Here is a 21,888-nt window from a genome sequence, read left to right as displayed (position 1 = left end):
CAAACACAGAAATGGTGAGATTGTGTATACGAAAGCCATGAGGCGTGGATTGATCCTGCTGACATGTGGCGTATATGGGAACGTAATCCGATTCCTCGCACCACTAACGGTACAGGACAAAATCTTCGCCAAGGCCATGTAAATCCTCGAAGCCTCGGTCGACGCTACTAAAGGAGCCTGATCATGCTGGACACCAAAGTGACGAAACTGGAGCTGAAGGATCCCAGCCTTCTGGAAACCCGCGCCTATATCAACGGCGCGTGGGTTGAGGGTGAGGCGACCTTTCCGGTTCACAACCCTGCCACCGGCGATCTGATCGCCAATGTGACGGATATCGACATCGAAGGCACCAGGCAGACCATTGATGTGGCTTATGCTGCGAAAAAGGAATGGGCTGCGCAGACCGGTAAGGAACGCGGCGCGATCCTGCGCAAGTGGTTCGATTTGATGGTCGAAAACGCTGACGATTTGGCCACTATCCTGACCGCTGAGATGGGCAAACCCTGGGCTGAAGCGCGCGGAGAAATTCTGTATGGCGCGTCCTTCATCGAGTGGTTCGCGGAAGAGGCAAAGCGTATCTACGGCGACGTGATCCCCGGCCACCAGCGTGACAAGCGCATCGTTGTGCTAAAGCAGCCCGTGGGCGTGGTGGGATCGATCACACCGTGGAACTTCCCCAACGCGATGATCGCGCGCAAGGTCGGCCCGGCGCTGGCCGTGGGTTGTACGTTTGTGGCGCGTCCTGCAACGCTTACACCGCTTTCGGCGCTGGCGATGGCAGTACTGGGCGAACGTGCGGGTATCCCGGCGGGCGTGCTGAACGTGATCCCCGGTACCGATAGCTCGGGTGTGGGCAATGAGCTGTGCACCAACGACAAGGTTGCCAAGATCACCTTTACCGGCTCGACCCGTGTAGGTCAGATCCTGATGCGTCAGGCGGCAGGCACCATCAAGAAGATGTCGCTGGAACTGGGCGGCAACGCGCCATTCATCGTGTTCGACGACGCCGATGTGGATGCGGCTGTGGACGGCGCGATGATCGCCAAGTTCCGCAACAACGGTCAGACCTGCGTCTGCGCCAACCGGATCTATGTGCAGGCAGGTGTCTACGATGAATTCGCTGCCAAGCTGGCCGAGAAAACCAAAGATCTGAATGTGGGCAATGGCTTTGGCGACGGCATCACCACAGGTCCGCTGATCAACGACGCAGCGGTCGCCAAGGTCGAAGAGCACATCTCGGACGCGGTATCCAAAGGCGCGACGGTCACGATGGGGGGCAAACGCTCGGATCTGGGCGGGACATTCTTTGAACCCACCGTTCTGACCGGCGTAACCCGCGACATGGTGGTCGCGAAGGATGAAACCTTCGGCCCCGTTGCCCCTCTGTTCAAGTTCGAAGAGGAAGACGACGTCGTTGCCATGGCCAATGACAGTGAGTTCGGCCTGGCTTCGTATTTCTACAGCCGCGATTTGGCGCGGGTCTGGCGCGTTGCCGAGGCGCTTGAATCGGGCATGGTGGGCGTTAATACCGGCCTGATCTCGACCGAAGTTGCACCGTTTGGCGGTGTCAAGCAGTCCGGTCTGGGCCGCGAGGGTTCGAAATACGGAACCGAAGATTTCCTTGAGATGAAGTATCTCTGTATGGGTGAAATTCAGTAAGCGCTTTCAATTCGTCGAAAACCAACGCACTCGCGGGTCGCTGCGGGTGCGTTTTTTTTCAGACCGAGGCGTGCCCGCGCAAACGAACCACCAAAGGCATCATCGCCAACACCAAAACGGCCGAGAAAAAGAAGGGTGCGCCCGGAAGGTAGACGCCTTCAGCATCGACTGAAGCCTGAAATAGGCCGGTCATCACCAGGGGCGACAGGACAGCAGCAACAGATGATAGCGACGCGATGACCCCCTGCACCACACCCTGACGGTCTTCGTCGGCCTGGTTCGAGGCCATTGCCGTCATCAATGCGGGCACAAGATCAGACAAGGCGGCCAGCAAAAGAAAGACCACAAGGGCGGTGATCGTTGCGGTAAAACCAAATCCGATCAATCCAATCAGCGCGGATATCATCCCCAGCATCAATGTGCGGTAATCGCCAATCCACCTGATAAGAAGGGGCATTAATCCCCCCTGCACAATCGCCAGCAACACGCCGTAAGCAGCAAGCGACAACCCAATGTAGAGTGTCGGCCAGTCGAAAACTTCACGTGTCCAGAACGCCCAAAGGGTTGGGTAAACCATGTTGGCAAATTCAAAGATGAAAATGCACAGCAGCGGTATCGCCAGCCCTGGAAACCGGAAAGCGTCAAAGATCGATTTGAACGGATTCAGATCGCGCTTGCCAAAAGGGCGGCGTTTTTCGGGTGTCAGGCTTTCGGGCAATACAAACACACCGAACAGGGCGTTCGCGGCGGATAAAACCGCAGCGATCCAGAACGGCGCAGTGATACTGATCTCGGCTGCAATGCCTCCGATGGCTGGCCCAAGCACAAACCCGATCCCGAAAGCCGCTCCAATCAGACCGAAATTTGCAGCCTTTTCGGTGGGCGAGGATATGTCGGCAATGTAAGCCGTCGCGGTGATGTAGGTTGCCCCGGCCAACCCTGCGAGCGTGCGCCCGAGAAGAAGCAACCAGAAGCTGTCAGCCAATGCCATGATCACGTAATCCAGCGCGAGCATGACCAAGGCGGCTATCAGGATCGGCCTGCGTCCGATGGCGTCCGAAATGCTGCCTACAATGGGGCCGCACAGGAACAGCGCTCCGGCATAGGCCGCCATCAGCAGCCCGCCCCAAAAGGCGCCCTGCCCGGTGTCCCCAGCACCAACGCGATCCATCAGGTCGGGCATGATGGGGAACACGATGCCGATACCGATGGCGTCGATCATCAGCGTGATCAGAATGAAGGTTATGGCTCGGCTTTTGAACATATCGCCCTATCGGACGGGTACGCGGCTAAAGCAAGAGGAAAGGACAGAACTTTTCACTTGTCGGGCAACTGTTTTCAATCAGGACAAACTCACCCGCAGCCATACCTTTGATGAGTGAACTGGCTGCCCCGTCGAAAGCAACCAATCTCAAGTTCCCGGCCCCCTTCGGTCCGTTCGATTTATCGCACGACATATACCGAGGTATGCGAATGACGGACGACCCGGGCCGCGTTTGGACCAAGCAGATAATCCTTAAAATCAGGCTTATGCGCACCGATCACGATCAGGTCTGATCCCGCGCTTTCGGCCGTTTTCAGTATTTCCTGATAGGCGCTGCCTGTGGCCACCACATGGCGAACCTGTGCATTGCGTTCCTCACCCAGCGTTGCGGCGCAGAGGGCGACCAGCTTTTCATGAGCCTCTTCAATCACCTTTTCATGGTGGTGGGGTTCGAAGAAACTGCTGACGAACCCCTCTCCATAATCGGGCGTCACCGTCACCACATCCAGCCGCGCGCCATCCATTTCGGCCAGCGCTGCGGCGCGTTCTAGGACAGCAACATCAAGATCGCCATTGCTGATATCCACGGCGCACAGAATAGCTTTGGTCATGCGGGTTCTCCCTGTTTTGCGGCGCGACCGCGCTGGAGGAAGGCGACAAGACCCAACAGGATCAGCGCCGGGATAAAGATCAGCTCTTTCGCGGGCTGGCTTTGCGGGGCCTGAATGCTGGTGATGCGAACGGCATCGTCAGCATAATAGTCGAACATATCCAGCTCATCCGCGACCGGCGTACCGAACATCGGCTCGTCAAGCTTGACCAGACCATCCTCTTCCAGCGTCATCAGGCCCAGAGCGTCAACGCGTGCTGTGCCATCGGCCCCTTCCGGAATGTCCAGAACGACGGTGGTTTCGGTCATATTGCCGGTGTCAAAATCCGGGCCCGCGACCTCGATCCGCATGGTGCTACCTGGCGCGGCCTCACCCACGGCCTGCGTCAGCTGTGCCGGTTCGATCTGCGCGAAGGGCGGTGCGATGCGGTTCATGAAGAAATCCGGACGGAACAGCGCAAAGGCGATCAGAATCAGCGCCACGCTTTCATAGATGCGGTTCTTGGTCAGGAACCAACCCATGGTGCCAGCGGTGAAAATCAGGATCGCGATGGTGGCGGAGATGGCCACCAGAATACCCTGTACCCAGCCTACATCGATCAGTAACAGATCGGTGTTGAAGATGAACACAAACGGCAGCGCGACGGTGCGCAAGGAATAGAAGAAGGCGGTAAAGCCTGTCTTGATCGCATCCCCGCCCGAAACGGCGGCGGCCGCAAAGCTCGCCAGGCCCACGGGCGGTGTCACATCAGCCATGATTCCGAAGTAGAACACGAACAAGTGCACCGCGATCAGCGGCACGATCAGACCATCCTGCGCGCCCAGTTCCACAACCACACCCGCCATCAGTGAGCTGACGACGATGTAATTCGCCGTGGTCGGCAGACCCATCCCAAGGATCAGGCTGAGCAGACCGACCAGCGCCAGCATGGCGATCAGATTACCGCCCGACAGGAACTCGACCAGATCGGCCATCACCTGACCCACTCCGGTCAGCGTTACGGTGCCGACGATCACACCCGCAGTGGCGGTGGCCAGAGCGATACCAATCATGTTGCGCGCGCCGTCGATCAGCCCGTTCCACAGGTCGGTGACACCGGCCATGAAGGCATTCGCGGTGTCGCTTTCGCCGCGGAAGATGGACTTGAGCGGTTTCTGCGTCAGCAGGATTACGAACAACAGAGAGGTTGCCCAGAAGGCGGACAGGCCGGGCGATTTCTGTTCGATCATCAGGAAGTAGACCAGCACGATGATCGGCAGCAGGTAATGCAGACCGGCCTTGTAGATCTCCGCGATCACCGGCAGTTCGACCTCTTTGGCATTAGGATCGTCAGGCACCAAGTCCTCTACTCCGGAGGCCAGCCAAAGTAGGATCAGATAGGCCAGCACAATCAGCGCCGACAGGACCAGCCCCGACGCGTCGGGCATAAGCGCGACAATCGCCTTGATCGGGTACTGTATGCCGTAGCAAAGCCCAGCAAAGCCCACGAAGAACAGCGCCATGCCGCCAATCGTACGACCCATCGAAACAACGCGGTCGCCCAATGTCGGCATGTTCCGCTTCACCGCTTCAAGATGCACGATATAGACCAGTGCGATATAGGAAATTGCAGCAGGCAGGAATGCATGGGTGATCACCTCAACGTAGGAGATGCCTACATATTCCACCATCAGGAAGGCCGCAGCGCCCATCACGGGCGGCATAATCTGACCGTTCACTGATGAGGCAACCTCGACCGAGCCCGCTTGTTCGCTTGAAAAGCCCACCCGCTTCATCAGCGGGATGGTGAATGTGCCGGTTGTCACAACGTTAGCAATCGACGAACCCGAGATCAGGCCGGTCGCCGCCGAGCCGACAACTGCCGCCTTGGCCGGGCCACCGCGCAGGTGTCCTAGTGCACCAAAAGCCATCTTGATGAAGTAGTTACCCGCGCCCGCCTTATCGAGCAGCGCGCCGAACAGGACGAAGAGGAACACGAACTTGGTCGAAACGCCCAGCGCGATGCCAAAGACACCTTCGGACGTGATCCACATATGGCTCATCGCCTTTTGCAGGCTGGCCCCTTTCCAGCGGATCACCTCGGGCACCCACTCGGAGGAACCGAAGAAGACGTAGGCGAGAAAGATCGTGGCAATGATAGCCATCGCAGGGCCAAGCGCACGCCGCGCGGCCTCAAACAGCAGCAGTAGGCCAACAAGGGCGAACCATTTGTCGGTGTCGTCTGCGAGACCGCCCGCATCAACGATTTTTTGGTAGAAGAAATAACCATACAGCGCCAGAAACGCGCCCGCGATCCCCATGATCCAATCTTGAATCGGGATGTAATTCCGCGGGCTGGATTTAAGCGCCGGATAGGCCGAGAAGGCCAGGAACATCGCAAAGGCCAGATGTATCTGGCGAGAGTTATTCACCACGCTGCCCGGCAGCAGGTAATTCGATAAGGGAGAGGCCAGAACGACCTGAAACACCGACCACAAGACCGCAACGATCGCCAGAAACAGCCCGACATTTCCCGCCGGATCACGCGCGCCTGCATCTGATGAGGCAACCAGTTCCTGAAGCTCTTCTTCGGAAAGAGGGCGGTTGCCTTGTGTGTCGGAACTCATGTTGGTATCTCCCTGTCCTTCGGCCTTGGTTTTTGCAGCCGTCTTGTCTCCGGTTTAGCCCGGATATGAATCGGGGCGCCCCGAAAGGCGCCCCGTGTCAGGTCTGATTACTGAATCCAGCCTTTTTCTTTGTAGTACTTCTCAGCACCTGGATGCAGCGGTGCCGACAGGCCATCCGCGATCATTTCTTCCGGTTTCAGGTTGGCAAATGCCGGGTGAAGCTTTTTGAAGTCATCGAAGTTTTCGAAGACCGAGCTGACAACCGCATAAACCGCATCTTCCGAAACGTCTGCCGAGGTCACGAAGGTCGCGCCTACACCAAAGGTCGATGTGTCGCCGTCCGAACCACGGTACATACCACCGGGGATGGTAGCGGTACGGTAGAACGAATTGTCACCCACCAGCTTGTCAACCGCATCGCCACTGACATTCACCAGAACCGAGTCGCACGCGGTGGTTGCTTCCTGGATCGAACCGGACGGGTGACCAACTGTGTATACCATTGCGTCAATTTGGTTATCACACAGAGCAGCAGACTGTTCAGCCGCTTTCAGCTCGGTCGCCAGTTCGAAATCGTCGGTGGTCCAACCCATCTCACCCAGCAGAACTTCCATGGTGCCGCGCTGACCGGAACCGGGGTTGCCGATATTGACGCGCTTGCCCTTCAGGTCTTCGAAATTCGAGATACCCGCGTCGGCACGCGCCACAACCGTGAACGGCTCTGGGTGTACCGAGAACACGGCACGCAGGTTCTCAAACGGGCCGGCTTCTTCGAATTTCGAGCTGCCGTTATACGCGTGGTACTGCCAGTCCGACTGTGCCACACCAAACTCAAGCTCGCCTTCGCGAATGGTGTTGATGTTGTAAACCGACCCCCCAGTCGACTCCACCGAACACCGGACCCCGTGCTCTTTCCGGCCCTTGTTGACCAGACGGCAGATCGCGCCACCCGTCGGGTAATATACACCCGTAACGCCGCCAGTTCCGATCGTGATAAACTCTTCTGCATATGCCGCTGGTGCCATCAGGGCCGCCGCGGCAAATGCGGTGATTGAGGATTTCTTGAACACTTTGACACTCCTGTTGTCAGTCTTTTTTAATCTGTTGGGGTGCCTGAAACCTTTCAGAACACAACACAAAAAATCGCACTGGAATCAGGCCCCCCGATGAATAAGAGGAAAGCGAAACCAAACAGCAGGTGTCTATACGGTTGATTACGTATAGGCTTGGATTCGAAGATAGGGGAATGAGGGTAATCGGCCGCATGTCGCGTCTTAGGTAGCGATACTTGTATTAAGGTCGTTTGGACAGAAATTGGACCACGCAGGACATCAAGAACTTCGTCCAGATCATGCCGAACCCGCGCGCAGGCGCAGGTCGCTGCGTGCAACGCTTGCATTGTGCCTGGGTGGGTTGCAGTTTCTCGCGATCCTTTCCGTCATCCTGTCGACCTTTGTCAGCTCGGAAAACGCGCTTTTGCGGCAATCACGCAATTCTCTGAACGAGGTTAGCGTCAACGTAATCGGGCAGGTCAAAAATTTCCTGAACCCGGCCCGGCAGGCATTGGATGCTACGAGGCGTCTTGCCGAAAATGACGTTCTGGACATCAGCGATGCCACCGTTTTGGAAAGCCATTTCTTCCAGCAGCTTCAGGTCGCACCACAGCTTGCAGGGATGTATCTGGCCGATAATACGGGCAGGTTTGTCTATGTAATGCGCGCAGAAGAGGCCGGGCGCTATCGCACCAAGTACGTTCCGCCATTTCTTGAGGGCACGACCGAGCATCCCGCCGATTTCAAATGGCGCAACGATCAGTTTACTCTGCTTGAGACGGCGGCCACCGAAACCGATACCTATGAGGCGCGCAGTAGGCCTTGGTTCCGAATGGTCTCTGAGACCAAAGCGCCGATCTGGACAGAACCCTATATCTTCTTCACGACGCGCCAGCCGGGGATCACCTATAGCGTGCCGATCTTGGACGAGGATGGAAACATCCGCGCCATTTTGGGTGTCGATATCCAGATCGACGCCCTGTCGGGATTCCTGCTGGATATCTGGTCTGAACGACGCGGTGCCGCGCTGGTTCTGAACGAAGATGGTGCGGTTCTGGCGCACCCAACGCTCGTATTGATCCGGCAGGAAGCCCATATGGAAGCGCCCGAGTTGACCCGGGTGGATCAGATCGCGGACCCCATCGCGCAAATGGCGTTCGGAGATGTGGTGCAAACCGATCTGAGCGACACTGAGGGTCCTGTCCACACGGATTTCCAGCTAAATGGTCAAGACTATGTGGCGATGTTAATCGAAGTGTCCGAGCCGGGGCTGCGTTGGCTAATCGGCCTTTATGCGGCCGAGGACAACTTTATCGGCGAGATCAAGAAGAACCGGACACAAGGCGTCTGGATCGCGCTGGCCATCGCCATTCTGACCGGCGCAATCGGGCTTGCCATGGCCGACCGGATCTATGCCCCGGTGCGCACCTTTGCCAGTCAGAGCCAGCAATTGTTCAGTGGGGAGATCACGCCCGAAGAAGGTTTGCACAGCCCTTATCGTGAGCTGGAAGATACCGGTGTGGCTCTGACGCAAGAGGTCAAACAACGTCAACGGTTCGAAACCGCCTATGGCCGCACCTTCGATCTGGCCTCGCGGGGGATGGCCCAGATCTCGCCCGAGACGGGGCGGTTTCTACGGACCAACGAACAGCTTTGCGACATCATGGGGTATCAGCCGGAAGAACTGGAGAAGATGACGCTGGCCGACATTCTGCCCGAAGACGGTCATCAGATTGCGGTCAAGTTCCGCGAAACCCTGCTGCAGGATTCCGAGTTCATAATCGAGAGCCAGTTTATCCGCAAAGACGGATCACCGATCTGGCTGCGGGTCAACGCAATCCTGATCCGCGATGAAAGTGGCATACCCGATCACGCAGTTGCCATTATCGATGATGTGAGTGATCGGAAGCAGGCCGAGGATGAGGCCGGCCGCCTTAGCCGCGATCTGTCCCATGTGGCGCGGGTCAACTTGATGGGTGAGATGGCATCCGGGCTGGCGCATGAGCTGAACCAGCCACTTAGCGCGATCTCATATAACGTTGACGCTGCGAAGATCACGTTGGATGAAATCGGCGATCCCGATCCTGAACTGACCGAGATCCTTTCGGATATCGACCGCCAGTCTCGCCGCGCAGGCGACATCATCCGCGCCCTGCGCGAAGTGGTGCGAAAGGATCGCGGACGTCAAACCCCGTTTGAGCTGAGCGGGCTGATCCGGCAAACCGTCAGTCTGATGGAGGCCGAGGCGAAACTGCATGAGATCAAGTTGCATTTCGAGGAATCCGGCCTTCCCCCGGTGATCGGAAACCGGACACAGATCGCGCAGGTGCTGGTCAATCTGCTGCGCAATGCAATTGATGCTCTGGCGCGTGATCCGGTCGCGAAAGGCCAGATCAACATTATGACCCGACCCACAGATGAAATGGTCGAAGTTCATGTGCAGGACAATGGGCCCGGCGTCAGTGATGATGTCACTTTGTTCAATACATTCGACACGCAAAAGACCGACGGAATGGGTCTGGGCCTGTCCATTTGCCGAACCATTATCAAAGCCAATGGCGGAACGATTTGGTATGAACCCACCGAAACAACCGGCGCATGCTTTTGTTTCACCCTGCGCCGTAGTGACTTATCCGAGGAAAATCAGGAATGATCTTTGATCCGCAGGTTGTATACATCGTCGATGACGACGAAGATGTGCGTATCGCCCTGTCGCGTTCCCTCAGCAAACGTGGGATGCAGGTCGAACACTTTCCGGATGCACAGGCCTTCCTAAACCAAGTGCATGAAGATGCAAAAGGATGTTTGATCCTTGATTACGGAATGCCGGGGATGGACGGGCTGGAACTACAGGACCATCTGAACCGGCGCGACTCGACTCTCCCGGTCATATTCATCTCAGGCCATGGGGGCATTCCGGAATCGGTCCGCGCCACAAAGGCAGGCGCAATTGACTTTCTGGAGAAACCTTTCGACCTGCAGGTGCTGGTTGAACGAATACAGGCCGCTTTCGAACTAGGCACAAAACTGCGCGCCGAGAAAACAAGGCGTCGGATGCTTGCAGATAAGCGCAGACTTTTGACCGAGCGCGAGGAACAGGTACTGCAGCATATTCTGACCCACCCCTCGCGGACATCTAGCAAAGAGATTGCCACCGCACTGGGAATAAGCCCTCGCACGGTGGAAATTCATCGGGGACGCATCCAACAGAAGGTTGGTGTGAAAACGACCATCGAGCTGTATGAGCTGTTTGGGCAGATGCACTGATCGCAAGCGTTACGACGTACACGCCCAAAACTTGATTTGGCGCAGCAGCAATACTGAGCTTTGGTCCTAGGCATCCTCTGCAGATGTGTAACAATTTTTCATAAAGCGCTTGTGCTTAGATGCGTTATCCTGCGGGGTCGGCATAGGTCGAAAGACAGATGCTGTCTGGCTTACGAATTGCGTCTTGCAGATCATATTGGCAATTTCGATACCGGCCCGCCCAATGCGACGGCAACATTGGCAAACGGAACCGATTGGTACAATCGGCCCGCGCATCACTATTGGATAACAGCGTTTTCCCAGGCCGAGATGAACTTTCTGCGTTTCAATACGTCTAGATAGGTCAGCAGCGCAGGGTTTAGTCCGATTGCCTCCTGTTCGCTATCGGCGGATGCAGACAAGACCGGCAGAGGCGAGCGCTCAGGACTTTGTGCCGTACCGTTAATCAGATAACGCACAAATGCTTCGGCAACCTCGGGTTTTTGTGTCGCCTTAGAAACCATGACCGTTCGCATCATCGTAGTCTGGAAGTCAGACGGCAATATGATTTCAAGAGCACCCTCACCTTCTGTCCGAGCCGCCGCGTAGCTGCCCAGCACGTTATAGGCGACCAGAATTTTCCCGTCAGCCAGATCGCGGATCATATCGCCAGAGCAGCAATATAGCCGGACGCCCAGACCGCCCATCACCTCCATCAGGCGCCAATAGGTTTCCGACGCACGCGCATCCTGCGTGGCGAACAGATAGCCCAGCCCGGATTGTCGTACGTCATAAGTTCCAACCTTGCCTCGAAACACCTCAGGCCGTTCTCGCAGCGCTTCGATCAGGCCCTGACGCGTTTGCGGGATGGTTTGGCCTTCGAAAGCAGCGCGGTTGACCACAATGGTGGCGGGCTCGGAGGTAAAGGCAAACAGACTGTCGTGCCACTGCGCCCAAACAGGAACGGGCATACCGTCCAGAGGCAGCGCAAACCCGTCATTGGCGAGTTTCAATTGCAGGTCCATGGCACTTGAGATGACAACGTCAAATGCATCAGGTGTTGCCCGAACGCGCTCATAGATATCGGCAGTCCCTGACACCAAATATTCGACACTAATCTGAGGGTTTCTTGCAACAAACTCTTCGATGAACGGTGCGAACAGAACGGTGTCGGTGCTCGATATGACACGCAAGGGCGTGCCCTCCGCGCCATCGTTGAACAACCGGCGATCTTCCCAGTCGTCCGCGGTTCCAACATGCGGAAGCAGCAAAAATATCAGAGCGATAAAATAACGCATGCGCCGCCCTCTGATTGATTGGTCAGAACCAGCGTGCCGCCGTGGGCTGTTGCCACGTCCTGTACAATGGTCAGCCCCAAGCCCGAACCAATGGTCCCTGTGGCGTTCTGGCCTCTCTCAAACCTGCGGGTCAACGTGTCAATCTCATCAGGTGGAAACCCCGGGCCAGAATCTTTGACGCTGATCTGGATCTGAGGCGTTGCGGTGACGTTGATTTCAACGGTGCTGTCGGGGGGTGCGTATTTCAGAGCGTTGTCGACCATGTTACGCACGGCGTTCTGCAACAGGATCGGATCACCTGAGTACTGAACCGAAGCGTCACCCGTCAGAGACAACGAAAGGTCTTTCATTTCGGCGATGGGCGTCAGGCGCTGCACAAGCTCATGGGTCAAAGCAACAAGATCGAGGTCTTCTCGTTCCAGATGATCGGCCCGGAATGTGATCATGGCATGATCCAGAAGTTGCCCTGCCGCCCGAGAGCTTTCGTCAATAGCCCGCACCATCGCACGCAAAGCTTCGCGATTTTCCTTGCGTTCGACGCGTTGCAAGGTCGCCTCGGCATAGGACCGGACGGTCGCCAACGGAGTACGCACCCGGTGCGCCGCCTCTGCGATGAAATCCTCGGACTGGCTGAGAGATTGATCCAGCCGCCCCATCAGGGAATTCAGCGAAGACACCAGAGGGGCCATTTCCTTGGGCACCGGTTTTCGGAACGGGCTCAGGTCCTGCGGTCCGCGACGGGTCACCGAGGTGGTCAGCTTGTTCAGCTGTCCGATGGTTGCTGTTGTAACCCAAAAAGACAGCGCCGCTGTCAGCACAAAAAACCCGATCCCCAAAAAGGCCGCATTGCGTGAAATCTGATCCAGCGTTTCGGCCAATGCATCCTGCGTCTGCGCAAGCGCGACCTCGATTTCGGTCTGACGGCCCAGACCAACCAATGTGCGGCTGGCGTTGACCTGCCGAATGCGCTCACCTCGAAGCTCACCTGCACCGAAGGTCCAATTGCCATCACCCGCATCTTGGGCAAGCTGAAGATCGTCATAGCCCGATATGAATGCACCATCCTGATAGATTGCATAGAACACTCGGTCATCCGACGGGGTCGCCAGCATAGAAAACGCGGCATAGGGAATATCGATCTCGAGCTGCCCATCACGCAGCGCAGCCGCATCCAGGATCGAGGCCGCCGACGCGCCAAGGATGTTGTCCTGCCCCTGCTGCGCCACTTGCGCTGCATAATTTCGGACCGCGAAGAACAGTAGAACGGCCAATAATGCCGCGCCGCTGATCAGCGCCAGCACAAGCCGATTTCTGAGCGATCCATAAACAGCCGGACTAACCGTCATGGTCCAGCCTGTAGCCCAGCCCGCGCAACGTGGTGATTTTCAGCTCGGATTTCTCAAGGTGCTTGCGCAGTCGACCCACATAGACCTCGATCGCGTTGTCCGAGATGTTGTCGTCGTAAGAAAACAACCTGTCGGCCAGCTTCTGTTTCGAAAAAACCTGACCTGGCGCGTTTATGAACAACTCCATCATCCGCAGCTCGCGATTGCGCAAGGATATCGTTTCTCCCCGCACGCTCAAATAGCCTGCGACAGGGTCAAACACGATCCCGCCGACCTCGATCCTTGATTTGGCAATCCCTGATTTGCGCCGCAAGACGGCCCGGCAACGGGCTTCTAGCTCGGCGTGATCAAAGGGTTTGGTTACATAGTCATCCGCCCCCAGATCGAGCGATCCGATTCGATCCGAAACCTGACTGCGCGCGGTCAAAACGATAACTGGAGTATCCGGATCACGGGCCCGATGACGCTGCAAAAAGTCCCGGCCATCTCCATCGGGCAGCATGATATCCAGCAGGATCAGATCATATTCCTCGATCTCAGCATAGGCTGTTGCGTCGTCCAATTTCTCTGCATGATCAACGACATGACCATCCAGGCGCATGCGGGCACACATCGCATTTGCAAGATCTAGGTTATCTTCGACCAGAAGGAATTTCATGAGGGCTGGGTCGCATCCTAACGCGTGACAGGTTGATGTCAGGTTCGTGTGGTTAAACTTCAGAATAATCTGAGCCGCCCCGCGGCCGGATGTCAAATGGGAGGACATCATGACAACATTCAAACTGGGCCGTCGTGCCCTGATCGCAGCCGTTGCTGCCGTTGGTCTAACCGGACCTGCATTGGCGCAAGACCAGGTCGTGGACAGCATCCACTTTCTGATCCCCGGTGGCGCCGGCGGCGGTTGGGACGGAACCGCACGCGGAACTGGCGAGGCCCTGACCAATGCAGGTCTTGTGGGCACGGCGTCCTACGAGAACATGTCAGGCGGCGGTGGCGGTAAAGCCATCGGTTATCTGATCGAAAACGCCGAAAGCAATCACGGAACGCTGATGGTCAATTCGACACCCATCGTAATCCGGTCTCTGACGGGCGTGTTCCCGCATAACTTCCGCGACCTGACTTTGGTATCTGGCACCATCGGTGACTATGCAGCAATCGTTGTTGGCAAGGACAGCCCGATCAACTCTATGGCAGACCTACTGGCAGCCTATGACGCCGATCCGGGTGCCACCGCCATTGGCGGCGGCTCGGTTCCGGGCGGCATGGACCATCTGGTGGCAGCCATGGTGATGGAAGCAGCCGGGAAAGATGCGCTGGGCGTCAAATACATCCCGTACGACGCAGGCGGTAAGGCCATGGCGGCACTGCTGTCTGGCGAAATCGCAGCCTTGTCGACTGGCTTCTCGGAAGCTGTCGATCTGGCCAATCAGGGTGAGGTGAAGATCATCGGCGTTACCTCTGAGGAGCGCGTAGACGCGGCACCTGATGCCCAAACCATGAAGGAACAGGGTATCGACACCACCTTCGTCAACTGGCGTGGATTCTTTGCGGCACCCGGACTGCCCGAAGACAAGCTGGTCGCCTATCAGGACGCCATCACAAAAATGTATGACACACCTGAATGGGAAGAAGTACGCGCGCGCAACGGTTGGGTGAACATCCACAACTCGGGCGACGACTTCTCGGCTTTCCTTGAAGATCAAGAAAAGCAGATCAGCGATCTGATGAAGAAACTGGGCTTCCTCTAAAGGTGGCTTCGGCAGAGCGGTCCTCCGCTCTGCCCCCAAACTCACAACAATAATACGGGAGGGGACACCATGGCGCTGGATCGTTGGATCGCGCTTGTTCTGCTGGGGATTTGTCTAACCTATGGCTATGCAGCCTGGTTCACGATGGACGGCAGCCTGCCCCCTTTCATGCAAAGAAACCCGATATGGCCCAGCACCTTCCCCAAGGTCCTGTCCATACTGGGGATAATCGCCTGCACAATCATTCTTCTGGGCTTTGAGAAAAGTGAAATAAAAGAGGCGGATATCGACTACCGCCGCCTTGGCGAATACCACCTTGGGCAGGCGATTTCGCTGCTGGTTCTGATGGTCGTCTACGCCCTATGTCTGCGCCCCGTCGGATTTCTGATCGCGACATCGGGCTTTTTGATTATCGGTTCGTACATTCTGGGTGAACGCAAATGGCATATCATGGTGCCTGTGGCCCTGATCGCAACCGGATCGGTCTGGTATCTGGTTCAGGAAGTTCTTGGAATTTACATGCGCCCACTGCCCGGCATTTTCGGAGGCTGACATGCTTGAAGGACTTCTGATCGGTCTGCAAACGGCCTTTTCGCTTCAAAACCTACTGATGGTCATCGCGGGGTGCCTGATCGGTACATTCATCGGCATGTTGCCCGGGTTGGGGCCAATGTCGATCATCGCGATCATGATCCCGGTCGCAATTTCGATGGGAGACCCATCCGCTGCTCTGATCCTTCTCGCGGGCGTCTACTATGGTGCGATTTTCGGTGGCTCGACCTCGTCAATCCTGCTGAACGCGCCGGGGGTCGCGGGCACAGTAGCGTCAAGCTTTGATGGCTATCCTATGGCGCGACAAGGCAAAGCCGGTAAAGCGCTGACCATTGCTGCGATCGCAAGTTTCGCAGGAGGTACGATCGGGGCAATCTTGTTGATGGTATTCGCCCCGGCGCTGTCTTCCGTGGCGCTGTTGTTTCATTCCGCCGAATATTTCGCGCTGATGGTCGTTGGCTTGTCAGCCATTGCGGCATTTGCCGGTTCAGGTCAGGTGGCAAAGGCGCTGATCATGACCATTCTCGGACTGATCATGGCCACCGTTGGCGAGGGTGCGCTGTTCAACCTGCCGCGCTTCACTATGGGCATCATGGACCTGCAATCCGGCTTTGGCTTCATCACGCTGGCCATGGCAATGTTTGCCTTGCCCGAGGCGCTTTTCCTCGTCCTCAAGCCCAAGAATCTGCAAGGCGATGATGGTGAAATCAAAGATCTGCGCATCACCAAAGACGAGGCAAAAGCCATCGCGCCGGTTATTGGACGCCAATCGACTCAGGGCTTTTTCATCGGGGTCCTGCCGGGCGCGGGCGCGACTATTGCGAGCTTCCTTGGCTATGCGGTCGAGCGCAACATCGCGCCAAAAAAAGAGCAGGAAGAGTTTGGAAAAGGCTCTATTAAAGGGCTTGCGGCACCTGAGGCTGCAAACAACGCGGCCTGTACCGGTTCGTTTGTGCCGCTGCTGACATTGGGCATTCCCGGATCGGGCACCACCGCGATTCTGCTAGGCGCACTGATTGCGCTGAACGTTACTCCGGGTCCTCGCTTGATGATTGATGAGCCGCAGATCTTCTGGGCAGTCATCATGTCGATGTTCATCGGTAACCTCGTCCTGCTGATCCTGAACCTGCCACTGATCCCCTATATCGCCAAAGTGCTGGCCGTTCCGCGCAACTATCTGATCCCGTTCATTCTATTCTTCACCTTGATGGGTGCATATATCGGCCAGAACAACGCCACCGAACTGTTGATACTGGTCGGTTTCGGGGTCTGCGCGACGGCTCTTAAGTTCGCAGATTATCCACTCGCTCCCCTGCTGATTGGCTTTATCCTTGGTGGAATGATGGAGGACAACTTCGCACGCTCCATGCAGCTTTACGATGGTATCGGATTTATCTGGGAGCGCCCGATGACACTGGCGCTACTCGTCATCGCCGTGCTGTTGGTGCTGCTGCCCAGCTACCGCGCCCGCCGAGCACGGGCACGGGCGGCCGGGATCGCCGATGGCGACTGAGCCACTCTCAGGGGTCCGCGTCCTTGACCTGACCAATGTTCTGGCAGGCCCCTATTGTTGCTATCAACTTGCCTTGATGGGCGCCGAAGTCATTAAAGTTGAACGCCCCGGCAGCGGGGACCTGGCCCGAGTGCTGGGCGCGGATTCTGAACGCAACAAGGCCGGAATGGGCATTAGCTTTCTGGCTCAAAACGCCGATAAAAAGTCTGTTACGCTGGACATGAAGGCTGAGCAGGGGAAGGCGCTACTCAAAAGGCTGGTTCAAACCGCCGACGTTCTGGTTGAGAATTTCCGCCCCGGTGTCATGGATCGACTGGGGTTGGGTTATGAGGTTCTGCGCAACGAAAATCCCAACCTGATCTATTGTGCGATCAGCGGATTCGGTCAGGACGGACCGAGGCGTGACGATCCCGCCTATGACCAGATTGTTCAGGGTATCAGCGGTGTCATGTCGATCACGGGCGCCCCCGATACGGCACCTTACCGGGTCGGCTATCCTCTTGCAGATACTGTGGGCGGATTGACCGCAGCCTTTGCCATCAGCGCGGCCTTGAACGCCAATCCACGCGGCACATTTCTGGACGTTGCAATGACTGAGGCCGTTGTCTCGACAATGGGTTGGGTCGTTTCGAACTATCTTTTGGGAGGCGTGTTGCCAGATGCCCATGGCAACGAAAACACCACCTCGGCCCCGTCCGGTACATTCGCCACGTCCAACGGCCCGATTAACATCGCGGCCAATCGGGATGAGCAATGGCAGGCCCTGGCAAAGCATCTAAACCGAGACGATTTGCTGACCCATCCCAACTATCAGACCCGTGAGGATCGCAAACAAAACCGGCATGCCCTTCGACAAGAACTCGAACGTGTGTTGATCGCCCGTCCGGCCGAGGATTGGGTTCGCGAATTGAATGCGCTCGGCGTTCCGACGGGGCAGGTTTTTACAGTGCCTGAGACTTTGTCAGACAAACAACTGGAAGGGAGGGGATTGATAGCGAGCCTGTCAGCTCACGGTGAAAACTTGCGCCTTGCAGGCAGTCCGATAGTCATGGATGGTGAGCGGAGAACTCCCCAAGCTGCCCCGCCTACCCTCGGTGCCGATAACGCTGTGATCTGGTCCGAGCTTGGCTTATCTGACGCAGAAATTGACGCACTAAAACAAGAAGGGATCATATGAATGACGTGACCGATCGGGGTAGGCGGCCTGTATTGCCATGGAACCCGTGCCGATCGGCTGAGCTGCCAAACGATTGAAAGCCTGGTTGGGACTGTTGGCGTCGCAGAAATGACTGATAGTACGTAGTAGCAAAGAATCCACCACGCCTGATTACAGCTCAGAGCTTGCTAATAAACAGCCCTAACGAATTATCGAACCATTAGGCCCGTTTCTCTTGCTCGATTTCGACGGGCTCGGCGTTTACTTCAATCACTTCTTCCACCTCTGGATCGTCGACTTCTGGTTCTTCCTCGGCTTCCGATTGATCCTCAAGCGCTCCGACGATCAGCGGCAACATGTGCACACCTGTCGCACTGGCGATTTCAGGCGTCTGCGGTGTCTGCCAACTGAGTGTGTCGAAGCTGCCGCAGTTCTGGCAGACCGGGCCCCATTCGGGCTGAATATCGTGGCAATTGTCGCAGACCCATTGCGGCCCGCGCGGTGCGTTCAACGCCTTGGCCAGCCAACCCTGAACCACTGCGTCCGAGGCACCTTCGCCCCGTTCAATCGCAGCCATCAGCGTGTAGGCCCTGGCATCCCCCTGCTTTTCAACCACATCGCCCAGCGCGCGGCGCGCTTCGGGGAAGTCTTCGGCTACGATGTTGAGCTCGGCCAGGATCAAGCGGGTCTCCATGTTCTCCGGGTGAATCCGAGTCAGCGCCGTGAACCGCTTGACGCGTTGATCGGGGGTTTCATCCGGCGCAATCTCAGCAAAGGCATGGGCCAGATCGGGATGAGGCTGAACCTCCCATGCCTTTTTGATTATTTTGGTTGCCGCGCGCGGTTTGCCCTTTTTGATATAGGCCCGCGCGGCCATAGCAGCTGCCGGGACCAGATCGGGCGACAGGCGGTTTGCCTCAATCGCGTGTTCCTGCTGTTCGACCGTTGCCGTATCATCCAGCAGCACCTTGGCCTCGGATAAGGCCAAAACCGCATCGCGCCGCTTGAACACATCACGCGGCAAATACCCGGCCTTCAGCTTTGACGTCAGCGTGGAGCGCGCGCCGGCCCAATCTTGCGCTCTGGTCTGCAGGTTCAGCAGCACATCCTGCGTCTCTTCGTGCCGGGGCTTCAAGGCCAGAGCCTTCTCGGCCAGCTTGCGTGCGGTTTCATCGTCACCTTCAGCCAGTTTCTGCTTCATGATCCCGCGCACGCCGACAAATCGTGTGGCGTTGTTGGTGACCAGCTTCTTGTAGGTCTCGGTTGCTTTCTTGGTATCGCCGGTCATCTCAGCGGCCTGTGCCACCAGCAGATTGGTCAGTTCCGGCTTGTTCAGCAGCTTCTCGGCCTTGTTGGCCTTGGTCATCGCCACGCGCCCCTCACCCGAGGCCAGCGCCATCAGCCCGTCCGCCAGCGCCTGATATCCGCGCTTTTCCCGACTGCGGTCGAAATACCGCGACAGGGCGGTTTCATCACCGTTGAGGAATTTCAACGTCGCGATCAGTAGCGTCAGCAGTTTGAAGAACAACCAGACCGCAAACACCAGCACGCCCAGCGCGATCACCGATTGCAGCGGACCAAGCGTGTATTCCGTGCCCGCGACGGTGATCTGCACCCCGCCGGATGATTCCATCAGGAACCCTGCACCCATGGCCAGCAGGCCGATAATCGCAACAAAAACAAGGATCTTTAACAATGACCACAGCATGGCAGGTCCTTCAGTTCGAGTTCAGGCTTGAAGCAAGCGTATTTGCGGCCTCGACGGCAGAGACCCGCGTCTGCGCCGCCTGCTCCCAGTCCGCCAATGCGGTCTGCGCCGCTTCGGGCAGTGATTTCAGTTCGGTCAGCGCCTTTGAGACATCACCATCCGCCAACGCCGCCTGAGCGCGCGACAGGACTGCGTCCGGGTCGTCCCCCTCTTGCGGTGTCACCGACCGCGCGCCCGTCTGGCGCTGCAGGAAGGCAACCAAGCCGGTCCCCTTGTTGGCATCGCGTGCATCGGCGAGCGCAGTGCGCGCAGCAGGGGCAAACGTCGAGCGCAAGGCTGAGAGCGTCTCAACCCCGTCCGTCGCTGACGCAGCCAAAGCATCCGGCACGTCAACACCCCCGGCTTTCAACTCAGCAACCAGTTCTTCATAGGGCTGACCGGCATCCAATTGGCCATGCAGACGCGACAGGATTGCAGCGTTGGTCGCCGCGCGAGCCTCGGCTGAGGCCTTCGCCTCAAGCGCCTGCGCATCTGAGACCATCTTTTCCACTTCGCTTCGCTGCGAGGCCAGTGAATCCTGCAGTTTCTTCAACTCTGACTCGAACGCGGCGGTCGCCTCGGGCGAGACATTTGCCTCAAGCGGTTGTTTCTCAAGCGCGGTCAGGCGTTGCTCCAACGGATCGACCTTACCGGTCAGACCTTCGACACTTGTCTTCACGGCACCCAGATCGCTTTCGACCGGCGTTAGCTTGTCAGACAAAGCCCTGATCTGATCCGAAAGGCCCGAGACATCGGGGCCATCAGCAAGAGATTTGGTCAGTTGGGCAATCTGATCGGATTGTTCCGCTAGCTTCGACTCGAGCGCGGAAATCGCGTCCGAGCTATCTGTCCCACTGGTTAAAAAACCGCCACTGCCCACGGCAAACCCGATTCCGGCCGCAACAACGCCGCCCAGCAGCGCCGGAACAAACCCGCCGCGCTTTTCGACGGTGCGTTCGACTACTTTCTCTTCTGCAGGTGCAACCTCTTCGACAGGCTCAGAAGCGGCTTCGGCTTCGGCTTCGGCTTCGGCTTCGGCTTCGGCTTCGGCTTCGGCTTCGGCTTCGGCTTCGGCTTCGGCTTCGGCTTCGGCTTCGGCTTCGGCTTCGGCTTCGGCTTCGGCTTCGGCTTCGGCTTCGGCTTCGGCTTCGGCTTCGGCTTCGGCTTCGGAAGTCAGCTCGTCCGCAGCATCCTCGGCGTCAACGGAATTCTCATCCGAGACTGCTTCACTTTTGGTTTCGGTGGCCTCTGCCACCTCTTCTACGTTGGGGTCTTCGACCGGCTCCTGATCGGGTTTCTTCTTATCAGCCACCGCGTTAATCCCCTTATCGATTCCCAAAACACATGAACAACAGACTTGCCCAAGTTAATCCGCACCCGGCGCGCTCTCAACCCGCATCACGTGATTCAAGAGTTTTTTCACGGCTTTCTGCATTTTATCCGGTGTCGGTTCATCCGCGATCTTCAGCCGTTCAAAACGCAGTGTTTTAAGGGGTTCCGCGGCGGCCTCGCTGATCGCGGCCAGCCACAAAGGCGCAGATCCGGCCCAAACGTCGGCAAAATGTCGCGCTGTGCGGGGCGAAAACAGCGGGGCGATGATGGGTTGGTTGTCCTCGGCGGCCTGTGACGCCTCATCACTCAGCGGCAAAAGCTGTTGTCGGTAAATCGGTTGTTCTCGGGTGGTCAGGCCGGATTCCGTCAGACGCTCGGCCACGTTGCCACGGCTGTGTTCTCCGCGCAGATGAAGCAGCGGGCTGCGTGGCCTGAGTTTCAGCAGATTGGCCACCAGTTCTTGTGCCGTCGCACCCCTCATCTGCGCGTCCCATCCCGCGTCCTGCGCAGCCTGCGTGGTCGCCGGACCAACGCAATAGGCGGGCAGGCAGCGATCCACATTCAATAGGGCGGCGGCGTTCACGCCATTTGCCGAGGAAAAGATCAGCCCAGCGGACTCATCAGACTCAACCGCGACCGTCAGCGGTTCGATCTTTAACAAGGGTGAATGGATAACTGCAACTTGCGACCGAATGTGGTCCGGCAGTTGCGCAACGAACCTGTCCGAGGCGGCGCGAGGGCGGGTCATCAACAAATAC

17 protein-coding genes are annotated in these 21,888 nt (G+C 57.3%); 7 read left to right on the top strand and 10 right to left on the bottom strand.

The window, feature by feature from the left end; translation table 11 throughout:
- The first annotated feature begins 183 nt into the window (after positions 1–183).
- Positions 184–1,659, top strand: coding sequence for an NAD-dependent succinate-semialdehyde dehydrogenase (locus tag G7G_RS0118970; protein WP_010443040.1), 1,476 nt, complete (start codon positions 184–186; stop codon positions 1,657–1,659).
- A 58-nt stretch (positions 1,660–1,717) separates the two neighbouring features.
- Here the strand turns inward: G7G_RS0118970 and G7G_RS0118965 are convergent, their stop codons facing one another.
- The 4 genes from G7G_RS0118965 to G7G_RS0118950 all read right to left on the bottom strand — a co-directional run bounded on the left by G7G_RS0118965 (position 1,718) and on the right by G7G_RS0118950 (position 7,210).
- A complete protein-coding gene (locus G7G_RS0118965; RefSeq protein ID WP_010443039.1) occupies positions 1,718–2,923 on the bottom strand; it encodes a tetracycline resistance MFS efflux pump in 1,206 nt (401 codons plus the stop codon).
- 179 nt (positions 2,924–3,102) lie between these two features.
- Positions 3,103–3,534, bottom strand: a complete 432-nt coding sequence (locus tag G7G_RS0118960) for a universal stress protein (protein ID WP_010443038.1) — start codon at positions 3,532–3,534, stop codon at positions 3,103–3,105.
- A complete protein-coding gene (locus G7G_RS0118955; RefSeq protein WP_010443037.1) occupies positions 3,531–6,140 on the bottom strand; it encodes a TRAP transporter permease in 2,610 nt (869 codons plus the stop codon). Before G7G_RS0118955 ends, G7G_RS0118960 begins: the two co-directional genes overlap by 4 nt.
- Positions 6,141–6,247: 107 nt before the next feature.
- On the bottom strand, positions 6,248–7,210 hold the full coding sequence (locus G7G_RS0118950) for a TAXI family TRAP transporter solute-binding subunit (protein WP_010443036.1): 963 nt from the start codon (positions 7,208–7,210) through the stop codon (positions 6,248–6,250).
- A gap of 244 nt (positions 7,211–7,454) precedes the next feature.
- Between G7G_RS0118950 and G7G_RS0118945 the strand changes: the two genes are divergently transcribed.
- Both G7G_RS0118945 and G7G_RS0118940 read left to right on the top strand, forming a co-directional pair.
- The gene (locus G7G_RS0118945) at positions 7,455–9,845 is read left to right on the top strand and encodes an ATP-binding protein (RefSeq protein WP_010443035.1); all 2,391 of its coding nucleotides are present in this window, start codon (positions 7,455–7,457) and stop codon (positions 9,843–9,845) included.
- Positions 9,842–10,459: a response regulator transcription factor gene (locus G7G_RS0118940; protein ID WP_010443034.1), complete on the top strand. Its 618-nt coding sequence runs from the start codon at positions 9,842–9,844 to the stop codon at positions 10,457–10,459. The genes G7G_RS0118945 and G7G_RS0118940 overlap by 4 nt, the downstream gene beginning before the upstream one ends.
- A gap of 278 nt (positions 10,460–10,737) precedes the next feature.
- On the opposite strand, the gene G7G_RS0118935 is transcribed toward G7G_RS0118940, so the two are convergent.
- The 3 genes from G7G_RS0118935 to G7G_RS0118925 are packed head-to-tail and all read right to left on the bottom strand — an operon-like array spanning position 10,738 to position 13,740.
- The gene (locus G7G_RS0118935) at positions 10,738–11,736 is read right to left on the bottom strand and encodes an ABC transporter substrate-binding protein (protein ID WP_010443033.1); all 999 of its coding nucleotides are present in this window, start codon (positions 11,734–11,736) and stop codon (positions 10,738–10,740) included.
- Positions 11,715–13,082: a sensor histidine kinase gene (locus G7G_RS0118930; RefSeq protein WP_010443032.1), complete on the bottom strand. Its 1,368-nt coding sequence runs from the start codon at positions 13,080–13,082 to the stop codon at positions 11,715–11,717. Before G7G_RS0118930 ends, G7G_RS0118935 begins: the two co-directional genes overlap by 22 nt.
- Positions 13,072–13,740, bottom strand: a complete 669-nt coding sequence (locus tag G7G_RS0118925; protein ID WP_010443031.1) for a response regulator transcription factor — start codon at positions 13,738–13,740, stop codon at positions 13,072–13,074. Before G7G_RS0118925 ends, G7G_RS0118930 begins: the two co-directional genes overlap by 11 nt.
- A 109-nt stretch (positions 13,741–13,849) precedes the next feature.
- Here G7G_RS0118925 and G7G_RS0118920 point away from each other — a divergent pair, with 109 nt between their 5' ends.
- From G7G_RS0118920 to G7G_RS0118905, 4 genes are all read left to right on the top strand, one after another.
- On the top strand, positions 13,850–14,830 hold the full coding sequence (locus tag G7G_RS0118920; RefSeq protein WP_010443030.1) for a Bug family tripartite tricarboxylate transporter substrate binding protein: 981 nt from the start codon (positions 13,850–13,852) through the stop codon (positions 14,828–14,830).
- A 69-nt stretch (positions 14,831–14,899) separates the two neighbouring features.
- The gene (locus G7G_RS0118915; RefSeq protein ID WP_010443029.1) at positions 14,900–15,382 is read left to right on the top strand and encodes a tripartite tricarboxylate transporter TctB family protein; all 483 of its coding nucleotides are present in this window, start codon (positions 14,900–14,902) and stop codon (positions 15,380–15,382) included.
- Between the two features lies 1 nt (position 15,383).
- Positions 15,384–16,895, top strand: coding sequence for a tripartite tricarboxylate transporter permease (locus G7G_RS0118910; protein WP_010443028.1), 1,512 nt, complete (start codon positions 15,384–15,386; stop codon positions 16,893–16,895).
- Complete coding sequence (locus G7G_RS0118905) at positions 16,885–18,072, top strand: CaiB/BaiF CoA transferase family protein (protein ID WP_010443027.1); 1,188 nt, start codon at positions 16,885–16,887, stop codon at positions 18,070–18,072. The genes G7G_RS0118910 and G7G_RS0118905 overlap by 11 nt, the downstream gene beginning before the upstream one ends.
- A gap of 199 nt (positions 18,073–18,271) precedes the next feature.
- On the opposite strand, the gene G7G_RS0118900 is transcribed toward G7G_RS0118905, so the two are convergent.
- Genes G7G_RS0118900 through G7G_RS0118890 form a run of 3 tightly spaced genes read right to left on the bottom strand, consistent with a single transcriptional unit; the run spans position 18,272 to position 21,878 of the window.
- Positions 18,272–19,759 (bottom strand): heme biosynthesis protein HemY, encoded by a 1,488-nt coding sequence (locus G7G_RS0118900; RefSeq protein ID WP_010443026.1) that lies wholly within the window; start codon positions 19,757–19,759, stop codon positions 18,272–18,274.
- 10 nt (positions 19,760–19,769) lie between these two features.
- On the bottom strand, positions 19,770–21,110 hold the full coding sequence (locus tag G7G_RS0118895) for a COG4223 family protein (protein ID WP_010443025.1): 1,341 nt from the start codon (positions 21,108–21,110) through the stop codon (positions 19,770–19,772).
- Positions 21,111–21,164: 54 nt separating this feature from the next.
- Positions 21,165–21,878, bottom strand: coding sequence for a uroporphyrinogen-III synthase (locus tag G7G_RS0118890; RefSeq protein WP_029622191.1), 714 nt, complete (start codon positions 21,876–21,878; stop codon positions 21,165–21,167).
- Positions 21,879–21,888 lie beyond the last annotated feature (10 nt).

The sequence above is a fragment of the Ruegeria conchae genome, assembly GCF_000192475.1.
In the GTDB taxonomy this organism is placed as follows: Bacteria; Pseudomonadota; Alphaproteobacteria; order Rhodobacterales; family Rhodobacteraceae; genus Ruegeria; species Ruegeria conchae.
This window is presented reverse-complemented; position numbering and strand designations above follow the sequence as displayed.